Genomic DNA, 21,320 nt, shown 5'->3' on the forward strand with positions numbered 1-21,320 from the left:
CCGGGAGGTTGTGGGAGAGTAGGTTACCGCCGACACCAAACAACAACACATAATTCAATAACCATTAAGGGAGGGTTACCGGCCACCGGCCGGAAACCCTTTCTTTTTTTGATCTCTGCTCTATTCCTTGCGCCCTTTTCGTGGCTGCTTTCTTGTCCGAGATTGTATGTATAGCCGGTGGGGCGGTGATGCGTCAGATGATATCGCACGCTAAGCTGTAATAGTTGTTATCTACAGTGAAGAAAGTGAAAACATGACTCATTCTGCCGCTTCCCCCGTCGGCGCCTCGACCCCGGCGGTCGCAGCCCGGGCCATCGAGCTGTTTAAGCAATACGGCCAGGGGGAGACCTCAGTTTCCGCACTAGACCACGTGACCATCGACTTCCGCCGCCAGGAGTTCACGGCGATTATGGGGCCGTCGGGTTCCGGCAAGTCCACCCTGATGCACACTATGGCCGGGCTGGACTCCGCCACCAGTGGCGCCGCCCTGATTGGTGATACGGATCTGTCCCAGCTCAGCGACAAGGAGATTACGGCCTTGCGCCGCGATCGGCTGGGCTTTATCTTCCAGTCCTTTAACCTGGTGCCGACGCTGACGGCGGCGGAAAATATCACGCTGCCGGTGGATATCGCCGGCAAGAAGGTGGATAAGGCCTGGTTTGACGAGATCACCACCCGCCTGGGCTTGGCGCAGCGCCTCGAGCACCGCCCGGCCGAGCTGTCTGGCGGCCAGCAGCAGCGCGTGGCCTGCGCCCGCGCGCTGGTCTCCCGCCCGGAGATCATCTTCGGTGACGAGCCGACCGGCAACCTGGACTCGAACTCGTCCGCTGAGGTCCTGGACATCCTGCGCACCAGTGTCGACCAGGACGGGCAGACCGTCGTCATTGTTACCCACGACGCCAAGGCGGCATCGTACGCCGACCGGGTGGTCTTCCTGGCCGACGGCCGGCTGGTCCACGAGCTGGAGGATCCCTCCATGGAGGCCATCCACCAGATTATGGCGGAGATTGAGAGCTAAGTATGGGTAAGAACAAAACCATGCGCAGGGTGTCCCTGCGCAATATTCTGGCCCACAAATTGCGCCTGGGCCTGACGGTCCTTGCCGTGGTGCTGGGCACCGCGTTTATCGCGGGCTCGTTCATGTTCACCAACTCGCTGTCGTCGACCTTTGACTCCGCGGTGTCGAACTCCTTTACCGGCGTAGATGCGGCTGTCTCCCAGAAGGAGGGCGGCCCGCTGCTGAACGCGGAGATGCGGCAGCAGCTGGCCGACGACCCCCAGGTCGGCGGCGTCAACATGCAGTCGAGCCAGACGGTCGTCGTGGCCAATTCCGATTCCGAGGCCTACCAGACCCAGGGCGGTACGTCCGCGCTGGTGCCGTACTACGCGCCCGAGGACACGGTGGGCCAGCCGGCGGAGCTCGTTGAGGGCAACGCCCCGCAGGGCACCAATGAGGTCGTCGTCAACTCCGGGGCCGCCGAGAAATTCGGCATCGGGATCGGCGACGAGGTCGTCGTGGTGCACCCGGACAAACAGGACCGGATGACCATTTCCGGCATCGTCGAGCCAGCCATCGAGCAGGGCTCCGGGCTGACGCTGTCGATGGAAGCCGACGGCTTCAACGAGCTCTACGGCGACTCCCAGCAGCTGCGCGTCTCCGCGGCCGAAGGGGTCAGCGCCGATGAGTTGGTCGATCACCTCAACGCGACCTACGAGGTCGAGGCGGAATCCGGCCAGAAGCTGGCCGATGAGCTGTCTGAGACCATCTCCGGGGCGCTCAAATTCGTCAACTACTTCCTTATTGCCTTCGGGCTTATCGCGCTGCTGGTGGGCACGTTTATCATCGCGAATACCTTCTCGATGATCGTCGCGCAGCGGACCAAGGAATTCGCCCTCCTGCGCGCCCTGGGCGCCTCCCGCGGGCAGATCACCGGTTCGGTGGTCATGGAATCCCTCATCGTGGGGCTTATCGGCTCCGCCCTCGGCGTCGTGGCCGGCATCGGCTTGGTCGCCATCATCAAGGCCGTCATGAACGGCCAGGGCATGCCGATGGATGACTCGCTGGGCCTGTCGGCCTCCGCCATCCTGGTCCCGCTCGTGCTGGGCACCATCGTCACGGTGGTCTCTGCCTGGATGCCGGCGCAGCGCGCGGGCGCGGTGGAACCGGTCGAGGCGATGCGCACCACCGAATCCGCCGCCGGATCCTCGCTCAAGGTCCGCACCATCATCGGCGGCCTCGTCCTGGTCCTCGGCGCGGCCCTGGCGGCCGCGGGCGCGCTTATCGATGCCGAGACCACCCCGCGCGCCATCCTCGTCGGCGTGGGCGCCCTCTTCGTCATCGTCGGCTTCTTCCTCGCCGGCCCGGCGTTATCCCTGCCCATCGTGCCTGTGCTGGGCAAGGTCTTCGGCGCCCCCTTCGGCGCCATCGGGCGCCTGGCCGCGACCAACTCCCGGCGCAACCCGCGCCGCACGGCCGCGACCGCCTTCGCACTAACCCTGGGTATCGCCCTGGTGACCGCAATCGGCATGCTGGGCGCGACGATGAAGACGTCCATCTCCAACGTGCTGGATGACAAGATCTCGGCCGACTACATCCTGGCCGGCCCGCAGTCGGGCTCCTTCCCGACGCCGAACGACACGGCCGACAAGGCCCGCGAGGCCGACGGGGTCGGCGAAGTGCTCTCGCTGTCCATGGCCCCGGTGGCCATCGATGGCAACGCCAGCCTGGACTACGGCCCCCGCTTCCAGCAGTCCATGGTCATGGACACCAACCCGGAAAACCTCTTCCAGCTGGATGTAGCGGAAGGCAGCGTGAACTTCGAGGCGGAGCCGGGCTTCATCGCCACCACCGACTACGCCGCCGAGCACGGCTGGACGGTGGGGCAGACCTACCCGATGACTAAGGCCGGCGGCCTCGGCGAGGCGGTCGACGCCAAGCTCATCGGCACCTTCGAGCCGAACCAGATGATTCAGGGCTTCGCGGTCAACCAGTCCCTGGTCGAGGAGCTCGTGCCCCGCGAATCGCTGACCACCCAGATGGTGGGCGTCAACGCCGCCGAGGGCACCGACCCGGAGCAGCTGCGCAGCAACCTGGAGGAAGCCGTCAAGGATCTCGTGGTCGTCCAGGTCGCCACCGGCGAGGAATACGCCAGCGAATCCGCGGGCGCCATCGACCAGATGCTCTCCATCCTCTACGCCCTGCTGGCGTTGGCCGTGGTCATCGCCGTGCTGGGCATCGTCAACACCCTGACCCTGGGCGTCATCGAGCGCCGCCAGGAGATCGGCATGCTGCGTGCGGTCGGTACCCAGCGCGGCCAGATCCGGACCATGATCACCCTGGAGGCCGTCCAGATCGCCATCTTCGGCGCGGTCATGGGCATCCTCATCGGCCTGGGCCTGGGTTGGTCCTTCATCCAGGTCATGTCCGACCAGGGCCTCGACGAGGCCACCGTCCCGTGGGGCCAGCTAGCCATCATGCTGGTCGGTTCCGGCGTGGTCGGCGTTATCGCCGCCCTCTGGCCGGCCGGGCGGGCGGCCAAGACCCCGCCGCTGGAGGCCATCTCCTCCTAAAACGCCCCGCGCGGGGCTAGCCGAACCAGATTCGCTCGGCCCAGATGACCCCGCGCCACGCGGCGATGATGCCAATCGCCAGCGTGGCTGCCGCATACCGCAAGGCCCGCCCCCAGTGGCGGGCCTTGAGCATGTCTCCCAGCTCCCGCGCAAACGTAGACCAGGTGGACAGCCCGCCGGCGAAGCCACCGGTCAGGCCCATATAGGCCACGGAGCCCCAGGGGCCGGCCTCCCAGCCGCCCAGGCGGAAGAACCCTACCGTGAGGCCCAGGGCGAGCGAGCCCAGCATATTCGCCGCGAAGGTGCCGGTGGGGCTGGGCAGAAGGCGCGAAAGGCCGTAGCGCAGCATGCCCCCTAGGAAGGCGCCCAGCCCCACCGCGGCGAGGATCAGCAAGGTGTTAAGGCTCAGTGCCGTCATCGCCTCTCACCCCCGAAGTGCGCGCCGGCCAGGTACGCGCCGACGCAGCCCAGCAGCGTGGCTGCCACGTAGGCGGCCGCGGCGCCGGGGCTGAGCTCGGAGCTCAGCAACGCAAAGGTCGCGAAGCTGGTAAACCCCCCGAGCACGCCGGTCGACCAGAAAGGCCCGGGCCGGAAATACCCCATGAGCGCTGAGCCGACGACGTTGATGGTTAGAAGGGGCCACCACGCCTGGGCAAACAGCGCCATGAGTCCGACCCGGGCAACGGCGCCGAGGGCAGCCCCGGCGCCGACAATCAGAGCTTCGCGCATAGTCTCCTATGCTAGCCGCGGCGCGGCCGCTACTTCCAGTTCATCCCCTGGGATTCCGTGAACTCGCGGACCTCGGTGAACGGGCGGTTCAGGCCCGGATCGAACTTGAGGTAGGCCTTGGTCTCGCGGGCGACCAGCCCGGAGAGGATGAGCAGGCCGACGAGGTTGGGCACTGCCATCAGGCCGTTGGCCAGGTCGGAGAAGGACCAGACCAGGTCCAGCTCGGTGACGGCACCGACGAAGACGATGACGGTGAAGAACATGCGGTAGGGCAGGGTGGCGATGGTGCCCACCAGGGAGGCCAGGGCCCGCTCGCCGTAGTAGGACCACGCCACGATGGTCGAGAACGCGAAGAAGATGATGGACAGCGAGACGATCGTGCCGCCCCAGTGGCCCGGCAGGCCGACGGAGAAGGCGTCGGCGGTCATGGTGGCGGCGTTCTCCCGGCCTTCCTCCCAGGTGCCGGTCACCACGATGACCAGGCCGGTGATGGACACGACCACCAGGGTGTCGATGAAGGTCTGGGTCATGGAGACGAAAGCCTGGCGGGCTGGGTGCGGGGTCTTGGCGGCCGCGGCGGCGATGGCGGCGGAACCCATACCGGACTCGTTGGAGAAGATACCGCGGGCGACACCGAACTGGATGACCATGATGATGCCGGCGCCGGTGAAGCCGCCGGCCGCGGACGTACCGGTGAAGGCGTCGGTAAAGACCGTGGCCAGGGCCTCCGGGAGGGCCCCGGCGTTGGTGATCAGCACGATGATGCCGCCGACCACGTAGATGATGATCATCAGCGGCACGAACGCGGAGGTGATGCGGCCGATGGCCTGAATGCCGCCGAGCAGGACCGCGCCGATGGCGACGAACATGATGGCGCCCGAGGCAATCGGGTCGATGCCAAAGGTGGATTCCATATTGGACGCGATCGCGTTGCCCTGCGTCAGGTTGCCGATGCCGAAGGAGGCGAAGACCGCGAAGATGGCGAAGGCCACGCCCAGGATCTTGCCGAGGGGGCCGCGGATGCCGCGCTTCAGGTAGATTTGCGGGCCGCCGATTTGCTCCCCGCGGGAATCGGTGACGCGGAAGCGGACGCCAAGGTAGGCCTCCGTGTACTTGGTGACCATACCGACCAGGCCGGTGACCCAGATCCAGAACAGGGCGCCCGGTCCACCGATGGAAAGGGCCGTGGCGACACCCACGATGTTGCCGACACCCACGGTGGCGGCCAGCGCGGTGGTCAGCGCCTGGTAGTTCGTAATATCACCGTCGGTGGAATCATCCGAGTCGTCGCGGCTGAACACCGCGCGCAGGGAGCGCCCGAGGGTGCGGAACTGCAGGCCACCCATGCGGATGGTCAAAAAGAGGCCGGTCAAAAGCAGGAGGGGAACGAGGAAGAACGGGCCCCAGACGACGGAGCCCACCGAGTCGAGCAAATTCTGTAACGAGTCCATTCTTGGAATGTACCCGCCGCCACAGCGATTTGTGACCTAAATGACAAAAGATATTTCCGGCGGGGGTAAATGGCAGGTGTGCTCACGCTGCGCAGCCTGCCCGCGCGGGCGACAATGAAAGCGGAAGGCCCCTGCCAGAACTGGCCCCAACACGCGACGAGAGGAACCTGCCATGGCCCACCCCCGCGCCGGACAGCCGGCCCGCCCGGAAGACCGCGACGACATCGCACACGTGGTGACCTCCTATTATGCGCTCCGCCCCGACGTTGACACCCCGGGGCAAGAGGTGGTCTTCGGAACCTCCGGCCACCGCGGTAGCAGCCTGGACGCGGCGTTTAACGAATGGCATATCTGGGCCATCACCCAGGCCATCGTGGACTACCGCACCGACCACGGCATCGCCGGCCCGTTGTTCATCGGACGCGACACCCACGCGTTGTCCGAGCCGGCGATGGTCTCGGCCCTGCAGGTCCTCGTCGCCCGCGGGGTGGACGTGCGGGTCGATGCCCGCGGCGGCTACACCCCGACCCCGGCGGTCTCGCGGGCCATCGTTACCCACCCGGGCAGCGACGGCATCGTGGTGACCCCGTCCCACAACCCGCCGCGCGACGGCGGCTTCAAGTACAACCCGCCGAGCGGTGGGCCGGCCGACTCCGCGGCGACCGACTGGATCGCCGAGCGTGCCAACGGCTACCTGCGCGCCGGCCTCGAGGGGGTCGAGCGCGCCGACGTCGCCGGGGTGACGGATCCGAACCTGGCGACCTACGACTTCCTGGATGCTTACGTCGGCGACCTCGACCGGGTAGTGGACCTGCGGGCCATCGCCAATGCGGGCGTGCGCATCGGCGCGGACCCGATGGGCGGGGCGGCGGTGGACTACTGGCCGGAAAACGCCCGCCGCTACGGGCTGCAGCTGACCGTGGTGAACCCGCACGTGGACGCCACCTTCGGCTTCATGACCCTGGACAAGGACGGCCAAATCCGCATGGACTGCTCCTCCCCGGCGGCGATGGCCTCCCTGATTGCCAACCGCGAGACCTACGACATCGCCACCGGCAACGACGCGGACGCGGACCGGCACGGCATCGTCACCCCGGACGCCGGGCTGATGAACCCCAACCACTACCTGGCAGTCGCCGTCGATTACCTGTTCTCCCACCGCCCGGACTGGGCAGGCGCCGGGATCGGCAAGACCGCGGTGTCCTCCTCGCTCATCGACCGGGTCGCGACTCGCCTGGAGCGGAAGCTGGTGGAGGTCCCCGTCGGCTTCAAGTGGTTCGTGTCGGGGCTGCAGGACGCCTCCCTGGCCTTCGGTGGCGAGGAATCCGCCGGTGCCTCCTTCCTCTGCTTCGACGGCAGTACCTGGACCACCGACAAGGACGGCATCATCATGAACCTGCTCGCCGCCGAGATTCAGGCGGTCACCGGGCAGTCGCCGTCCCAGCGCTACCAGCAGCTGACCAAGGAGCTGGGCAGCTCCGCCTACGCGCGCATCGACGAGCCCGCCGACCGCGCGGCCAAGGCCGTCCTCAAGGGGCTGGCCCCGGACGCGGTGGTGGCCACGCAGCTGGCCGGGGAGGAGATCCGTGCCAAGCTCACCGAGGCCCCGGGCAACGGCGCGGCCCTGGGCGGGCTCAAGGTGGTCACGGATAATGCCTGGTTCGCGGCGCGCCCGTCGGGCACTGAGGACAAGTACAAGATCTACGCGGAGTCCTTCCTGGGTGAAAAACACCTGGAACAAGTCCTGCAGGAGGCTGTCAATGTGGTCAAAGACGCATTGAACAGCGCCACGTAGTGTGTAAACTGTTCAAGCGTGAAGAAACTCGATAAAAGCCTGATTCTCGACCTGATAAGCGCCTTCGCGCGCTTCTTCATGGCCTATATCTGGATCGCCGCAGGGGTGGAGAAGCTCAACAAGCACTTTACGATGACCCAGACCATCGAGGCCTATCAGATCTTCACGCCGGAATGGTCGCACTACCTGGCCTATCTCATCGGTCCGCTGGAAATCGCCGGCGGCGTCCTGCTGCTTCTGGGCCTGTTCATGCGCCCGGCAGCCAAGGTGGGCATCATCGTGCTGGTGCTGTTCATGATCGGCATCGGCCAAGCCTGGGCCCGCGGACTGGACATCGACTGCGGCTGCTTTGAAGTCGATCCGGCCAACACCGACCAAGTAATGGACTACGTCAAGACCCTGGGGCGCGATCTTTTCTTCCTCGTGCTCATGGTCTGGATCTGGGTGCGTCCGTTCAAGAAGTTCGCAGTTTACCCCTAAGGCCTGCTTGGGTAGGCTATTTCCAGGTGCAAAGACCGCAAACAACCCTGTAAAGGATGAGTGGAGCAAGTGAGTAATTCTCGGAAAGTCACGGACCCGAATGCCAGCGGCAAGTCCGGGTTCCTGTGGGGCCTGGTGGCCCTGCTGGTGATCGTCGCCGTCGTCATCGGCTACATCATCTGGAACGGCCAGAGCGCGAAGACCGACGAGCTGGCTGACCGTGCCGTCGACGTCAACATGGACATGCAGTACGAGGACAACTCCGTCGTGCTCAAGTCCGCCAACGCCAAGGACGACGCCCCGGTCGTCGACCTGTACGAGGACTTCTCCTGCCCGCACTGCGCGGAGCTGGCAGTCGCCTCCGATGAGAAGATGGCCCAGGCCATCGAGGACGGCAAGATGGTGGTCCACATCCGCACCCTGAACTTCATGGATGGCCAGGATGATCCGGAGAAGCTCGACGGCTACTCCACCCAGGCGGCCACCGCGGCCCGCGCCCTGGCGGAAGACGGCGACGTCCACGCCTACTGGAACCTGCGCAAGGTGCTGCTCGAGGATCAGCAGGACGTTGCCCGCCAGTGGGGCGCCGAGGAAATGGCCGAGGCCGCCAAGGCTTTCGATGCCTCCGGTGACGCTGTGGGCAAGATCAAGAACATGGATCTGAGCGCCGGCCAGGAATTCGCCGCCGCCAACTACCACAAGCTGGAAAAGGACACCGGTTCCGTCTCCTCGCCGCGCATCTTCGTCGACGGTGAAGAGCTGGAGCTGACCTCCGATCTGGGCGCCTGGGTCGACCAGGTCGCTAAGTAAGGCCAGCCGGAGAAAAATTAGCTCACGCTGGCGATTTGATTCGCGCCTTCGCCAGCGTGTAGATTAATACGAGTTGCCGCACTAGATGCCGCACGGTATCTGGCTATACGGCACAAGGGGCTATGGCGCAGCTGGTAGCGCACCACACTGGCAGTGTGGGGGTCACGGGTTCGAATCCCGTTAGCTCCACTCCACAACTTCATACCTATTTTCTTTGGGGCTATGGCGCAGCTGGTAGCGCACCACACTGGCAGTGTGGGGGTCACGGGTTCGAATCCCGTTAGCTCCACCAATTTTCCAAGACCCGGGTTCAGCTCAGCTGGCCCGGGTTTTGCTATCCCTCCCGCGGGCCCGGTTCGCTGGGCCCGATTTGGTTACGATGGTGGGATGGCTACTTTTACCAAGGATGTTGCCCAACCCGATCAAGCCGGGGCCGAGGCCGCGGGCCTGCGCTGGCTGCACGCGGCGGTGCCCGAGGCCGTCGTGGAGGTCGTCGAGGTAGGCCAGAGCTACCTGCGTACCGAGCGGGTCGAGCCGGCCGCCCCCACGGCGGAGGCGGCGCGGGAGTTCGGCCGGCGCCTGCGCCGGATCCACGCCGCCGGGGCCGAGGCCTTTGGCTGCCCGCCCGCGGGCTGGGAGGGCAAGAATTTCATCGGCCGCGTCGAACAGGACTGCATCCCGAGCGATTCCTGGGGCAGTTTCTACGTCGAGCAGCGCGTTCTGCCCTTCGCCCGCGGGGCGGGCCTTTCCTCCGGGGACCTGGAGACGGTCGAGCGGGCCTGCCAGGCTATCGCCGCGACCGACTTCGACGTCGAACCCGCCCGCATCCACGGCGACCTGTGGGCCGGCAACCTGCTGTTTAGCGAGGGTGGCGCCGTGGTCATCGACCCGGCGGCCCACGGCGGGCACCCCCACACGGACCTGGCGATGCTGGAGCTTTTCGGCGCCCCCTACCTGGACGAGATCCTGGCCGGCTACGGCGATCCGAAGGTCGACTTCGACCTGCACCAGCTCCACCCGCTGGCCGTGCACGCGATGACCCACGGGCGCGCCTACCAGCGCCCGCTGGTGGCGGCCGCACGCGGCGTGCTCGAGCGCTACTAGGCGCGCCGGCAAGGGGAGGCGCTAGAGCGGGCTGGGGCCCTGCGGCATCTGGCGCTTGTGCGCGCCGGCGCGCCAGAGGCGTTCGATGGTGGCGGCGGCCTCGGCGGGAACCGGCTTGCCTTCCAAGTAGTCGTCGATGTCGGAGTACGCGACCCCGAGCGCTTCCTCGTCGGGCAGGCCCGGCTTGTTGTCTTCCAGATCGGCGGTGGGTACCTTGGCCCAGGTCGAGCGTGGCGCGCCGAGGTGCACCAGCAGCTGCGCGCCCTGCCGCTTGTTAAGGCCGGCGAGCGGGAGGAGATCCGCGGCGCCGTCGCCCCATTTGGTAAAGAACCCGGTGACGTTCTCCGCGGCGTGGTCGGTTCCGACCACCAGGAGGTTTTTCTCGCCGGCCAGGGCGTACTGGGCGACCATGCGCAGGCGGGCCTTGACGTTGCCGCGGTTGAAGTCGCCGAGCGCGTCCTGGCCCAAGGACTCGGCGGTGGCGGCGGACAGGGCATCGGTAGCCGGGGCGATGTCCAGGGTCAGGCGGTGATCGGGCTGGATGAAGTCCAGGGCGACCTGGGCGTCGTCCTCGTCGGCCTGTTGGCCGTATGGCAGGCGGACGGCCCAGAAGGCGGCGCCGTCGACCTGCTCGCAGGCCAGCTGGGCGAGCCGGCCGGCCAAGGTGGAGTCCTGGCCGCCCGAAATGCCTAAGACATAGCCGGCCGCGCCGGTCGTCTCCAGGTAATTAACCAGGAAGTCGACGCGCTGCTCGACCTCTTTTGCTGGATCGATTAAGGGGCGGGTGTGCAGGGCTTTTATGATTTCGGACTGGGTGGAGTGCGGATCTGGTGACATGTGCTTCATCGTAGTGGAGTGCGACAATGTGGGACGTGAAACAAAGTTCTTATATTAAAACGGTGGCGACGGTCGCCGCGCTGGGCGGCTTGCTCTTCGGCTACGACACCGGCGTGATGAGCGGTGCGTTGCTGTTTATTTCCCCGGAGTTCGGCATGAGCGCCCACGAGGAGGGCTGGGTGACCTCGGCGCTGCTCATCGGTGCCGCCATCGGGGCGCTGAGCGCCGGCCGCGTCGCGGAGTCGCTGGGCCGGCGCCGCACGCTGATCCTGGGCGGCGTCGTCTTCGTGGTGGGCTCCATCTGGTGCGCGCTGTCCGGTTCCGTGGGGATGCTCGCGGCCGCTCGGGCCTTCCTAGGCCTGGCGGTCGGCGCGGTCTCCATCGTCTCGCCCATGTACATCTCGGAGATGGTGCCCACGGCCGTGCGCGGCAAGCTGGTCTCGCTCAATACCCTGATGATTGTGGTGGGGCAGCTGCTGGCCTACCTGGTCAACTCCGCGCTGGCGGGGCTGGGCAGCTGGCACCTGATGCTGGCGGCCGCGGCCATCCCGGGCGCGGCGCTGGCGGTTGGCATGTGGTTCCTGCCGGATACGCCCGTCTGGCTGGTGGCCCGCGGGCGCACGGAGCAGGCCCGCCGGGTGGCCAGCCGGGTCGGGCTGGAGCTGGAAGAGGTCGCCGACAGCCAGCACGAGCAGGTCGATAGCAGCGAGTTTTCCCGCCTGAAGTCCGCGCGCTGGCTGCAGGTGACCGTGCTGCTGGCCATGCTGATGGGCCTGACCCAGCAGATCACCGGCGTCAACGCTATTGTCTATTTCGCCCCGACCATGATGAACCAGGTTGGGATCTCCACCCAGAACTCCGTGTATACCTCCATGGTCATTGGCGTGGTCTCCGTCATCGCGTGCTGGGTCGGCCTCAAGGTGGTCGACCGGGTAGGCCGCAAGCGCCTGTTGCTCATCGGACTGACCGGCAACGTGGTCTCCCTGTTCGCCCTGGGCGTCGTGTATTCGCGGGCGGAGGGTTCGGTGGCCTTCGCCAGCCTGTCTCTACTGCTGATGGCCAGCTTCATCGCCTTCCAGCAGGCGGCGGTCTCGCCGACGACGTGGCTGCTGATTTCGGAGCTGGTGCCGGTGGGCATCCGCGGCATCGGCATGGGCATCGCCGGGCTGAGCCTGTGGGCGACCAACTGGGCCGTCGCCCAGTACTTCCTGCCGCTGGTGGAGTGGCTGACTGGGCCGTGGGCCTTCGCGCTCTTCGGCGGGCTGGGGATCGTGGCCATCGGCTATACCCGGGTGCTGGTGCCGGAGACCATGGGACGCAGCCTCGAGGAGGTCTCCCAGGACCTGCGGCGGCGCTACCAACCCCAGGAGTGAATTTTGGGGTCTGGGGCAACGTACGGTAAAGTGTTTCCCCGTGTCAGTGCTGAGGTTGCTCAGCACGTTCTTTGTTATAGATTCAACCGCATTTTTATTGCGCATTCAGAAAGGAGCGCCCGATGAAGGTCCGCAAGTCGCTTCGGTCGCTGAAGAAGAAGCCGGGCGCCCAGGTTATCCGCCGCCACGGCAAGGTCTTCGTGATCAACAAGAAGGATCCGCGTTTCAAGGCTCGCCAGGGCTAGTCTGAACCGGACGCGCGAAAGCCGCTCCCCGTCGCACCACCAGTGCAATACGGGGAGCGGCTTTCTGCGTTACGCGGTAATTACATGGATGTAAGTGAATTATCTCACAATAGCTCGGCTCGTCCTGCGGAAATGCCAACGGTGTAGTTACGTCGATGGTGAGCGCCGGCCTAGATGTGGGGCTTGAGCTTCGGGTGTCCTGCGGATATCCCGTGCCAGAGCACAAGATATAGTGCCTGTTGCGGGCTTTTGCCCCAAAGTATAGTGTTGTCGGTGTTGCTCCGGCGGGCCTAGGCGCAGCCTCAAGCGCGGGCGTCGAAGAGTGCAGGAGGTGCTCTACGACCGGCCGGAGAAGAAGTAATCTGCCTCCCCGAAACGGATTAAGGAACCTGCCACCATGTCTATCAAGCTCTACACCAAGCCCGCCTGCATGCAGTGCAACGCCACCAAGAAGGCACTGGACCGTGCCGGCCTGGACTACGAGTCCGTCGATATCTCCCTGGACGACGAGGCCCGCGACTACGTCATGGCCCTGGGCTACGTCTCCGCTCCTGTCGTGGAGGCTAACGGTGAGCACTGGTCCGGCTTCCGCCCGGACCGCATCAAGGAGCTGGCCACCCTGGCGGCGTCTGCGTAACTAGGAGTCGAAGATATCCATGTTGGTCGTGTATTTTTCTTCCGCAACGGAAAATACGCGCCGCTTCGTGGAGAAGCTGGGCTTCCCCAATGCGCGTATTCCCCTGCGTCTCAATGATGAGCCGCTGACAGTCAACGAACCCTACGTTCTGGTCTGCCCGACGTACGGCGGGGGAGCGTCCATCAATCACCAAAACTCCCGCCCGGTTCCCCGGCAGGTCATCCGTTTCCTCAACGATGAACACAACCGGAGCCTCATCCGTGCGGTTATCGCGGGAGGCAATAGTAACTTCGGCACCGACTTCGGGAAGGCGGGGGACGTCATCTCCGCCAAGTGCAAGGTGCCGTACGTCTACCGCTTCGAACTACTCGGCAACTCCGACGACGTGGAGATCTGCCGCGGCGGTTTGCTAGCGAACGCGCAGCAGCTAGGTCTCGAGCCCCCGCTGAGCGCGTAGTGCAACTTTGAAACGCCGGCCGCGGGGAAGCGGCCGGACAGATAGACTTAAAAACATGAAATATCGCGTTGGCTAACTTGGGCGGTTGGCAGTCGCGTCTCATCGTGCGGGACACGGCTGGCCAACCGTCTTCGTGAGCCGGCGCTTCCGTAGTAGATGAAAGGCCTGAGTGCAGCCGTGGATAACCAGTTGGGAAAGACTGTGGCAGAGCCGGTTAAGCCGGAGGAAAAACTCGACTATCACGCGTTGAACGCGCTGTTGAACCTGTACGACGAAGACGGCAAGATTCAGTTCCACCAGGACCGTGAGGCTGCTAACCAGTTCTTCTTGCAGCACGTCAACCAGAACACGGTCTACTTCCACGACCTGGAAGAAAAGATCGGTTACCTGGTCGACAACCAGTACTACGACCCGACGGTCATCGCGAAGTACGAATTTTCCGACATCAAGGACCTGTTCAAGCGGGCCTACGCTTTCAAGTTCCGTTTCAAGTCCTTCCTGGGCGCGTACAAGTATTACACCAGCTACACGCTGAAGACCTTCGACGGCCGCCGCTACCTCGAGCGCTTCGAGGACCGCGTGGCCATGACCGCCCTGTTTTTGGCCGACGGCGACGTCGATTTCGCCGGCAAGATCGTCGACGAGATCATGACCGGCCGCTTCCAGCCGGCTACCCCGACCTTCCTGAACGCCGGCAAGGCCCAGCGCGGCGAGCTGGTCTCCTGCTTCCTGCTGCGTATCGAGGACAACATGGAGTCCATCGGGCGCTCCATCAACTCGGCCCTGCAGCTGTCCAAGCGCGGTGGCGGCGTGGCCCTGTTGCTGTCGAATATCCGCGAGTCCGGCGCGCCGATTAAGCACATCGAGAACCAGTCTTCCGGCGTCATCCCGGTCATGAAGCTGCTGGAGGACTCGTTCTCCTACGCCAACCAGCTGGGTGCCCGCCAGGGCGCCGGCGCGGTCTACCTGAACGCCCACCACCCGGACATCCTGAACTTCCTGGACACCAAGCGCGAAAACGCGGACGAGAAGATCCGCATCAAGACCCTCTCGCTCGGCGTGGTCATCCCGGATATCACCTTCGAGCTGGCCAAGCACAACGACGACATGTACCTCTTCTCGCCGTACGACGTGGAGCGCGTCTACGGCAAGGCCTTCGGGGACATCTCCGTGACCGAGCACTACGAGGAAATGGTCGAGGATCCGCGCATCCGGAAGAAGAAGATCAACGCCCGCCACTTCTTCCAGACCATCGCGGAGATCCAGTTCGAGTCCGGCTACCCGTACATCATGTTCGAGGACACCGTGAACCGGGCTAACCCGGTCAAGACCGGCCGGATCAACATGTCCAACCTGTGCTCGGAGATCCTGCAGGTCAACTCCCCGTCGGAGTTCAACACCGACCTGAGCTACCGCACCCTGGGCAACGACATTTCCTGCAACCTGGGTTCGCTGAACATCGCCATGACGATGGACTCCGACAACTTCGCCCAGACCGTTGAGACCGCCATCCGCGGCCTGACCGCGGTCGCGGACATGACGGCTATCGATTCCGTCCCGTCCGTGCGCCAGGGCAACGACCAGTCCCACGCCATCGGCCTGGGCCAGATGAACCTGCACGGCTTCCTGGGGCGCGAGCACATCGAATACGGCTCCGAGGAGGCCCTGGACTTCACCAACGCCTACTTCGCGGCGGTGCTGTACGCCTCCCTGCGTGCCTCCCTGAAGATCGCGCAGGAGCGCGGTGAGGCCTTCGCGGAGTTCCCGCAGTCCGAGTACGCGACCGGCGAGTTCTTCGACCGCTACGACCCGGCGGAATTCCAGCCGCAGACCGAGCGCGTCAAGGAGCTTTTCGCCAACTCGACCATCCACACCCCGTCCGCCGAGGAGTGGGAGCAGCTCAAGCAGGACGTCGCCCGCGACGGCCTGTACAACCGCAACCTGCAGGCCGTGCCGCCGACTGGTTCCATCTCCTACATCAACAACTCGACGTCGTCCATCCACCCGATTGCCTCCAAGATTGAGATCCGCAAGGAAGGCAAGATCGGCCGCGTGTACTACCCGGCCCCGCACATGGATAACGACAACCTGGAGTACTTCAAGGACTCCTACGAGATCGGCTACGAGAAGATCATCGACACCTACGCTGTCGCCACGAAGTACGTGGACCAGGGCCTGTCGCTGACCTTGTTCTTCAAGGACACGGTCACCACCCGTGACATCAACAAGGCCCAGATCTACGCCTGGCGCAAGGGCATTAAGACCCTGTACTACATCCGCCTGCGCCAGATGGCGCTGGAAGGCACCGAGGTTGAAGGCTGCGTGTCCTGCATGCTCTAGGCAGCTAACGCTGAACGCCGGTAGCTAAAAGGCCCGAGGAAATCGAAGCGATTTCCTCGGGCCTTTCGTTTTCTTAACTTATCTGCTTACGCAGCACTCACCAGTCGCGGTGGGGGCTGGACCGGTTTTCGTCCAGGATGATGCGCGAGAGGTGCTCGGCGCGGTCCGGATCGCGGTCCCGGATGGCGGCGGCGAGCTCATGGTGGAGCCGCGTGGTACCGGCGACCGGGTCGCGCTTGGGGGAACCGAAGACGGATTTGCCCTTGAAGATGGATAGCAAGGACGGGGCCAGCGCGGCGAACATTTCGTTGCCGGAGGCGTGGAGAATCATGGTGTGGAAGCGCAGGTCGGTGGACAGCTCCTCGCCAACGCGCGAGGACGGGGAGGTCTCCAGCTCGGATAGCCGGCTGGCTAGCGCGAGGAGCTCGGCGCATTCCTCGGCGGAGGCGCGCTGGGCGGCCAGGCGCGCGGCGATGGGCTCGATGGCCAGCCGCAGCTGGTTCAGCGAACCCAGCTGACCGCTGCGGGTCCGCTCGGACTGGAGCCGCCAGTTAATCACCGCCTGGTCGTAGACCGCCCATTCGGTCATGGGCAGGACCGTAATCCCGACGCGCCGGGAGGAGGCTACCAGTCCGAGCTGTTCCAGAGCGCGCATTGCCTCCCGGGCGACGGTCCGCGAGATATCGAAGCGGGCGCAGATATCCAGCAGGGTAAAGGTCTGGCCGGTGGCGATGGTCCCGTGAACGATTTCGGATCCGAGCTGATCGAGGACGGAGCTCAGCAGGGGAGTGGGGTGCTGGGAGGTGGGGGCTAGCAAAATCTAAAATCCTCGCGCGTGAACTGGGGGAGTGGTCGGATAGTGGGGACCTGGGTGCGATGACCCGTTAAGTCCCCGGCGGTAATGGGCCCGGCAGTAGGCGCTTACGTGGATATTATCGCTGGCTATAAGCATTTGTTAACACTCGTTGGAGGACTACACCGGATCGTTATTGAGTAGGGGTAACCGGCCGCGGCCGAGGTTAGGGCGACCATCAGGGACTCGCCGGCGCTTCCTCGGGTATCGTGGTGGGTTGTAATACCCCCCGATCGATGAAGGTAGGTCACCTGCGTTGTCTCACGAGTACGATGCGTATGTTTCCGGCCATGACCAGCCGGTTAAGGCAATCAACTGGAATACCATTCCGGACGAAAAGGACCTCGAGGTCTGGGACCGACTGACGGGTAATTTCTGGTTGCCGGAAAAGATCCCGGTCTCCAACGACATCCCGAGCTGGAAGACGCTCACGGAAAAGGAGCAGGAGACCACCATGCGGGTCTTCACCGGCCTGACGCTGCTGGATACCATCCAGGGCACCGTCGGCGCGGTCAGCCTGCTGGATGACGCGGTCACCCTGCACGAGGAGGCGGTCTACACCAACATCGCCTTCATGGAATCGGTGCACGCTAAGTCTTACTCCAATATCTTTATGACGCTGGCGTCTACCCCGATGATTAACGACGCCTTCCGCTGGTCCGAGGAAAACGAGAACCTCCAGAAGAAGGCCAAGATCGTCATGTCCTACTACGAGGGCGGCGATCCGCTGAAGAAGAAGGTCGCCTCCACGCTGCTGGAGTCCTTCCTGTTCTACTCCGGCTTCTACCTGCCGATGTACTTCTCGTCCCGCGCCAAGCTGACGAACACCGCCGATATCATCCGGCTGATCATCCGCGACGAGGCCGTCCACGGCTACTACATCGGCTACAAGTACCAGCAGGGCGTGCGCAAGCTGGACGAGGCCAAGCAGCAGGAGCTGAAGGAATACACCTTCGACCTGCTCTACGATCTCTATGACAACGAGATCGACTACACCGAAGATCTCTACGACGAGCTGGGCTGGACCGAGGACGTGAAGCGCTTCCTGCGCTACAACGCCAACAAGGCCCTCAACAACCTGGGCTACGAGGGTCTCTTCCCGGCGGACGAGACCCGCGTGTCGCCGTCCATCCTGTCCTCGCTGTCTCCGAACGCGGACGAGAACCACGACTTCTTCTCTGGTTCCGGTTCCTCCTACGTCATCGGCAAGGCGGAGGAGACCACCGACGACGACTGGGACTTCTAACAAGGCCCGCAAACCCTGACACCCCCGGCGGATACGTCAACCGAAAGGATGACGTATCACGGGGGTGTATTTTCGTCTCTACACCGGCGCGAAAGCGGGTGCGGCGCGGGAAATATTGTGGGCTACACCACGTTCGCCCCCGGGTGGGTGTCGGGCTGGCGAAAATCTAGGCCCAATTTGCTGCGACAATGCCGCCACACGAGTCACAGCAGGCCACTTAGCTGCGAATTCGAGTCTTAGAAACGGCTGGCAAAGTGGGGTGGAGTTGGCCTAGGATTAGGCGGTGTAAAACTTTTAAGCGCTTGTATGGCATAAAGCTGGCAAGCGCTTGCTAGTCAGGAGGATATAAATGACCGCTGTGGCGCCACGGTTGGACGATTACGTCCAGCCTTCACGTCCTGAGCCGACGGGGCACGGTAAGACCGGCTCCAAGGCTTGGACGATGTTGACCACCACTGACCACAAGCAGCTGGGCATCATGTACCTGATCATGTCGTTCAGCTTCTTCTTCCTTGGTGGCCTGATGGCACTGCTGATCCGCGCTGAGCTGTTCACGCCGGGTCTGCAGTTCCTGTCCAACGAGCAGTTCAACCAGCTGTTCACCATGCACGGCACTGTGATGCTGCTGCTGTTCGCAACCCCGGTCGTCTGGGGCTTTGCTAACTACATCCTGCCCCTGCAGATTGGTGCACCGGATGTGGCCTTCCCGCGTCTGAACGCCTTCGGCTTCTGGATCACCACCATCGGTGGTGTCGTGATGCTGGCTGGCTTCCTGACCCCGGGCGGCGCTGCCGACTTCGGCTGGACCATGTACCTGCCGCTGGCGGACTCCGTTCACACCCCGGGTATCGGCGCTGACATGTGGATCGTCGGCGTGGGTGCTACCGGTGTCGGTACCGTTGCTTCCGCTATCAACATGGTCACCACCGTGCTGACCCTGCGCGCACCGGGCATGACCATGTTCCGTATGCCGATCTTCACCTGGACCATCTTCACCGCTTCGGTGCTGGCCCTGATGATCTTCCCGCTGCTGCTGGCTGCCGCACTGGGCGTTCTCTACGACCGCAAGCTGGGCGGCCACATCTTCGATTCCGCTAACGGTGGCGGCATCCTGTGGCAGCACCTGTTCTGGTTCTTCGGCCACCCGGAGGTCTACGTTTTGGCCCTGCCGTTCTTCGGCATCGTCTCCGAGGTCGTTCCGGTCTTCGCCCGTAAGCCGGTCTTCGGCTACGTCGGCCTCATCTTCGCCACCCTGTCCATCGGTGCGCTGTCGATGGCCGTCTGGGCTCACCACATGTTCGTGACCGGCGCGGTCCTGTTGCCGTTCTTCTCCTTCATGACCTTCCTGATTGCGGTCCCGACCGGTATGAAGTTCTTCAACTGGGTCGGCACCCTGTGGAAGGGCCACATCACCTGGGATACCCCGATGATCTTCGCCATGGGCTTCATGGCCACCTTCCTCTTCGGCGGTATGACCGGCGTTATGCTGGCCTCCCCGGCCCTGGACTTCCACCTGGCTGAGTCCTACTTCCTGATTGCTCACTTCCACTACACCCTGTTCGGTACCGTGGTCTTCTCCGCCTTCGCGGGTCTGTACTTCTGGTTCCCGAAGATGACGGGCCGCATGCTGGATGAGCGTCTGGGCAAGATTCACTTCTGGCTGACCTTCATCGGCTTCCACGGCACCTTCCTGGTCCAGCACTGGGTCGGCAACATGGGTATGCCGCGTCGTTACGCCGACTACCTGGAGTCCGATGGCTTCACCATCTACAACCAGATTTCGACCATCTTCTCCTTCGTGCTGGGTGCTTCCGTCATCCCGCTGATTTGGAACGTGTTCAAGTCCTGGCGCTACGGCGAGATCGTCACCGTCGACGATCCGTGGGGCTACGGCAACTCCCTCGAGTGGGCCACCACCTGCCCGCCGCCGCGCCACAACTTCAACTCGCTGCCGCGTATCCGCTCCGAGCGCCCGGCGTTCGAGCTGCACTACCCGCACATGGTTGAGCGTATGCGCTCCGAGGCGCACATCGGCGCTGGACACTAAGTAGTGTCAACGAGGCGCTGAACCCTCCTGCCAACAAAGCCACCTTCTAGGCCCGGTTCTTAACGGGGCCACAGAAGGTGGCTTTTGGCGATCCGAAAGCCGCGTCACGGTGGGTGCCCAAGGGGCTGTGACCGTGGCCGCATCCGGCTGTGGCAGGATAAAGGCTGTGGATAATCAAGCTTTAAAGGACGTAGTGATTACGACCTCGGGTCCGGACAAGCCCGGGGTATCGGCTGCCTTCTTCCGCGTGCTGGTGGCCGTCGGGGTGGAGCTGGTGGACGTGGAGCAGGCCATCTTCTCTGGGCGCATCACCCTGGCCGCCTACGGGCGTCTCGACCCCGCGCTCGTCGGGAAGGCGGAGGCCGGGCTGCGCAACACGCTGAGCATCTACCAGCACACCGTCACCGTCGAAGTGGGTACGGATCGCTCCCCGCGGCCGCGCTCTAGCCACGTGGTGGTCATTATGGCGGCGACGGTGACTGCGGAGCAGATGGCGGCGCTGGCGCAGGAGCTGGCGAATTTCGACGCCAATATCGACCGCATCCGGGGCCTGTCCCGGCAGCCGCTGACCGGTCTGGAGCTGTCCGTGACCGTGGCGGGCGATGCCGCCGGCCTGCGGGCCCGACTCGCCGAGCTGGCCGGGCGCCTGGGCGTGGACCTGGCCATCGAGGAGGCCGGCCTGCACCGCCGCGCCAAGCGCCTGGTCTGCTTCGACTGCGACTCGACGCTGATTACCGGCGAGGTCATCGAGATGCTCGCCGCCCGCGCCGGCCGCGAGGCCGAGGTTGCCGCGGTCACCGAGCGCGCCATGCGCGGCGAGCTGGACTTCGCGGAGTCCCTGAGGGAGCGGGTCAAGGCCCTCGGCGGGCTGGACGAATCCGTGCTGGCGGAAGTCGCCGCCGATATCGAGCTCACCCCGGGCGCGCGCACCACGGTGGCCACGCTCAAGCGCCTGGGCTTTAAGGTCGCGGTAGTCTCCGGCGGCTTTTTGGAGGTCCTCCAGCCGCTGGCCCGCGAGCTTAACCTGGACTACGTGCGGGCGAACACCCTGGCCATTAGCGACGGGAAGCTGACCGGCGAAGTCACCGGGAAGATCGTCGACCGCGCGGCGAAGGCGGAATACCTGCGCGAATTCGCCGCGGACTGCGGCGTGCCCATGTCGCAGACGGTGGCGGTGGGCGACGGCGCCAACGACATCGATATGTTGAGCGCGGCGGGCCTGGGGATTGCCTTTAACGCCAAGCCGGCGCTCAAGGAGGTGGCCGACGCGCAGGTCAACCACCCGTACCTGGACGAAGTCCTGCAACTGCTGGGCATCCCCTCTGCCGAGATCGAGAAGGATTAGT

The 21,320-nt window shown here is 64.4% G+C and carries 19 protein-coding genes and 2 tRNA genes; 16 read left to right on the forward strand and 5 right to left on the reverse strand.

All coding sequences use genetic code 11. The features are described 5' to 3' along the window. Positions 1 to 253 precede the first annotated feature (253 nt). Positions 254 to 1,018, forward strand: a complete 765-nt coding sequence (locus ACEE23_RS10475; protein ID WP_368520421.1) for an ABC transporter ATP-binding protein — start codon at positions 254 to 256, stop codon at positions 1,016 to 1,018. A 2-nt stretch (positions 1,019 to 1,020) separates the two neighbouring features. Beyond that, positions 1,021 to 3,570 (forward strand): ABC transporter permease, encoded by a 2,550-nt coding sequence (locus ACEE23_RS10480; protein ID WP_368521380.1) that lies wholly within the window; start codon positions 1,021 to 1,023, stop codon positions 3,568 to 3,570. Positions 3,571 to 3,586: 16 nt separating this feature from the next. On the opposite strand, the gene ACEE23_RS10485 is transcribed toward ACEE23_RS10480, so the two are convergent. From ACEE23_RS10485 to ACEE23_RS10495, 3 genes are read right to left on the reverse strand one after another with little or no spacing between them, the layout of a single operon-like run. Continuing rightward, positions 3,587 to 3,988, reverse strand: coding sequence for a fluoride efflux transporter FluC (locus ACEE23_RS10485; protein ID WP_368520419.1), 402 nt, complete (start codon positions 3,986 to 3,988; stop codon positions 3,587 to 3,589). Continuing rightward, on the reverse strand, positions 3,985 to 4,299 hold the full coding sequence (locus ACEE23_RS10490; protein WP_368520418.1) for a fluoride efflux transporter family protein: 315 nt from the start codon (positions 4,297 to 4,299) through the stop codon (positions 3,985 to 3,987). Before ACEE23_RS10490 ends, ACEE23_RS10485 begins: the two co-directional genes overlap by 4 nt. Before the next feature lie 29 nt (positions 4,300 to 4,328). Next, entirely contained in the window at positions 4,329 to 5,750 is a 1,422-nt protein-coding gene (locus tag ACEE23_RS10495) for an alanine/glycine:cation symporter family protein (protein WP_368520417.1), read from the reverse strand. 172 nt (positions 5,751 to 5,922) lie between these two features. On the opposite strand from ACEE23_RS10495, the gene pgm reads away from it, so the two are divergent. The 6 genes from pgm (at position 5,923) to ACEE23_RS10525 (ending at position 9,939) form a co-directional block, all read left to right on the forward strand. Continuing rightward, a complete protein-coding gene (gene pgm / locus ACEE23_RS10500; RefSeq protein WP_448872579.1) occupies positions 5,923 to 7,545 on the forward strand; it encodes a phosphoglucomutase (alpha-D-glucose-1,6-bisphosphate-dependent) in 1,623 nt (540 codons plus the stop codon). An 18-nt stretch (positions 7,546 to 7,563) separates the two neighbouring features. Then, entirely contained in the window at positions 7,564 to 8,025 is a 462-nt protein-coding gene (locus tag ACEE23_RS10505) for a MauE/DoxX family redox-associated membrane protein (RefSeq protein ID WP_368520415.1), read from the forward strand. A gap of 69 nt (positions 8,026 to 8,094) precedes the next feature. Next, positions 8,095 to 8,835, forward strand: a complete 741-nt coding sequence (locus ACEE23_RS10510) for a thioredoxin domain-containing protein (protein ID WP_448872582.1) — start codon at positions 8,095 to 8,097, stop codon at positions 8,833 to 8,835. Between the two features lie 116 nt (positions 8,836 to 8,951). After that, a tRNA-Ala gene (locus tag ACEE23_RS10515) sits at positions 8,952 to 9,024 on the forward strand. Positions 9,025 to 9,051: 27 nt separating this feature from the next. Then, a tRNA-Ala gene (locus ACEE23_RS10520) sits at positions 9,052 to 9,127 on the forward strand. A 95-nt stretch (positions 9,128 to 9,222) separates the two neighbouring features. Beyond that, the gene (locus tag ACEE23_RS10525) at positions 9,223 to 9,939 is read left to right on the forward strand and encodes a fructosamine kinase family protein (protein ID WP_368520413.1); all 717 of its coding nucleotides are present in this window, start codon (positions 9,223 to 9,225) and stop codon (positions 9,937 to 9,939) included. A 21-nt stretch (positions 9,940 to 9,960) separates the two neighbouring features. Here the strand turns inward: ACEE23_RS10525 and nadE are convergent, their stop codons facing one another. Further along, positions 9,961 to 10,785 (reverse strand): ammonia-dependent NAD(+) synthetase, encoded by an 825-nt coding sequence (nadE, locus tag ACEE23_RS10530; protein ID WP_368521384.1) that lies wholly within the window; start codon positions 10,783 to 10,785, stop codon positions 9,961 to 9,963. A 26-nt stretch (positions 10,786 to 10,811) separates the two neighbouring features. On the opposite strand from nadE, the gene ACEE23_RS10535 reads away from it, so the two are divergent. The 5 genes from ACEE23_RS10535 (at position 10,812) to nrdE (ending at position 15,828) form a co-directional block, all read left to right on the forward strand. Beyond that, a complete protein-coding gene (locus tag ACEE23_RS10535) occupies positions 10,812 to 12,149 on the forward strand; it encodes a sugar porter family MFS transporter (RefSeq protein ID WP_368521385.1) in 1,338 nt (445 codons plus the stop codon). A 122-nt stretch (positions 12,150 to 12,271) separates the two neighbouring features. Beyond that, complete coding sequence (gene ykgO / locus ACEE23_RS10540) at positions 12,272 to 12,394, forward strand: type B 50S ribosomal protein L36 (protein ID WP_003847162.1); 123 nt, start codon at positions 12,272 to 12,274, stop codon at positions 12,392 to 12,394. A gap of 397 nt (positions 12,395 to 12,791) precedes the next feature. Continuing rightward, the gene (gene nrdH / locus ACEE23_RS10545) at positions 12,792 to 13,031 is read left to right on the forward strand and encodes a glutaredoxin-like protein NrdH (RefSeq protein WP_290223104.1); all 240 of its coding nucleotides are present in this window, start codon (positions 12,792 to 12,794) and stop codon (positions 13,029 to 13,031) included. Positions 13,032 to 13,050: 19 nt separating this feature from the next. After that, positions 13,051 to 13,488 carry a class Ib ribonucleoside-diphosphate reductase assembly flavoprotein NrdI gene (gene nrdI, locus ACEE23_RS10550; protein WP_368520409.1) on the forward strand — a complete coding sequence of 146 codons (438 nt, stop codon included), beginning with the start codon at positions 13,051 to 13,053 and terminating at the stop codon, positions 13,486 to 13,488. Positions 13,489 to 13,665: 177 nt separating this feature from the next. Further along, on the forward strand, positions 13,666 to 15,828 hold the full coding sequence (gene nrdE, locus ACEE23_RS10555) for a class 1b ribonucleoside-diphosphate reductase subunit alpha (RefSeq protein ID WP_368521386.1): 2,163 nt from the start codon (positions 13,666 to 13,668) through the stop codon (positions 15,826 to 15,828). 97 nt (positions 15,829 to 15,925) lie between these two features. Here the strand turns inward: nrdE and ACEE23_RS10560 are convergent, their stop codons facing one another. Beyond that, positions 15,926 to 16,645, reverse strand: coding sequence for a FadR/GntR family transcriptional regulator (locus ACEE23_RS10560; protein ID WP_368521387.1), 720 nt, complete (start codon positions 16,643 to 16,645; stop codon positions 15,926 to 15,928). 292 nt (positions 16,646 to 16,937) lie between these two features. On the opposite strand from ACEE23_RS10560, the gene nrdF reads away from it, so the two are divergent. From nrdF to serB, 3 genes are all read left to right on the forward strand, one after another. Next, positions 16,938 to 17,927 (forward strand): class 1b ribonucleoside-diphosphate reductase subunit beta, encoded by a 990-nt coding sequence (nrdF, locus tag ACEE23_RS10565; RefSeq protein ID WP_448872586.1) that lies wholly within the window; start codon positions 16,938 to 16,940, stop codon positions 17,925 to 17,927. Positions 17,928 to 18,276: 349 nt separating this feature from the next. Next, positions 18,277 to 19,974, forward strand: a complete 1,698-nt coding sequence (ctaD, locus tag ACEE23_RS10570; protein ID WP_368520405.1) for an aa3-type cytochrome oxidase subunit I — start codon at positions 18,277 to 18,279, stop codon at positions 19,972 to 19,974. A 157-nt stretch (positions 19,975 to 20,131) separates the two neighbouring features. Then, positions 20,132 to 21,319: a phosphoserine phosphatase SerB gene (gene serB / locus ACEE23_RS10575; protein WP_448872595.1), complete on the forward strand. Its 1,188-nt coding sequence runs from the start codon at positions 20,132 to 20,134 to the stop codon at positions 21,317 to 21,319. The last annotated feature ends 1 nt before the right edge of the window (position 21,320 follow it).

The sequence above is a fragment of the Corynebacterium sp. 32222D000AT genome (assembly GCF_053546955.1).

Excerpts from the sequence above, each read along its gene's own strand:
- ACEE23_RS10475 (WP_368520421.1), top strand. The coding sequence starts at position 254 with ATGACTCATTCTGCCGCTTCCCCCGTCGGCGCCTCGACCCCGGCGGTC.
- ACEE23_RS10480 (WP_368521380.1), top strand. The coding sequence starts at position 1,021 with ATGGGTAAGAACAAAACCATGCGCAGGGTGTCCCTGCGCAATATTCTG.
- ACEE23_RS10485 (WP_368520419.1), bottom strand. The coding sequence starts at position 3,988 with ATGACGGCACTGAGCCTTAACACCTTGCTGATCCTCGCCGCGGTGGGG.
- ACEE23_RS10490 (WP_368520418.1), bottom strand. The coding sequence starts at position 4,299 with ATGCGCGAAGCTCTGATTGTCGGCGCCGGGGCTGCCCTCGGCGCCGTT.
- ACEE23_RS10495 (WP_368520417.1), bottom strand. The coding sequence starts at position 5,750 with ATGGACTCGTTACAGAATTTGCTCGACTCGGTGGGCTCCGTCGTCTGG.
- pgm (WP_448872579.1), top strand. The coding sequence starts at position 5,923 with ATGGCCCACCCCCGCGCCGGACAGCCGGCCCGCCCGGAAGACCGCGAC.
- ACEE23_RS10525 (WP_368520413.1), top strand. The coding sequence starts at position 9,223 with ATGGCTACTTTTACCAAGGATGTTGCCCAACCCGATCAAGCCGGGGCC.
- nadE (WP_368521384.1), bottom strand. The coding sequence starts at position 10,785 with ATGAAGCACATGTCACCAGATCCGCACTCCACCCAGTCCGAAATCATA.
- ykgO (WP_003847162.1), top strand. The coding sequence starts at position 12,272 with ATGAAGGTCCGCAAGTCGCTTCGGTCGCTGAAGAAGAAGCCGGGCGCC.
- nrdH (WP_290223104.1), top strand. The coding sequence starts at position 12,792 with ATGTCTATCAAGCTCTACACCAAGCCCGCCTGCATGCAGTGCAACGCC.
- nrdI (WP_368520409.1), top strand. The coding sequence starts at position 13,051 with ATGTTGGTCGTGTATTTTTCTTCCGCAACGGAAAATACGCGCCGCTTC.
- ctaD (WP_368520405.1), top strand. The coding sequence starts at position 18,277 with ATGACCGCTGTGGCGCCACGGTTGGACGATTACGTCCAGCCTTCACGT.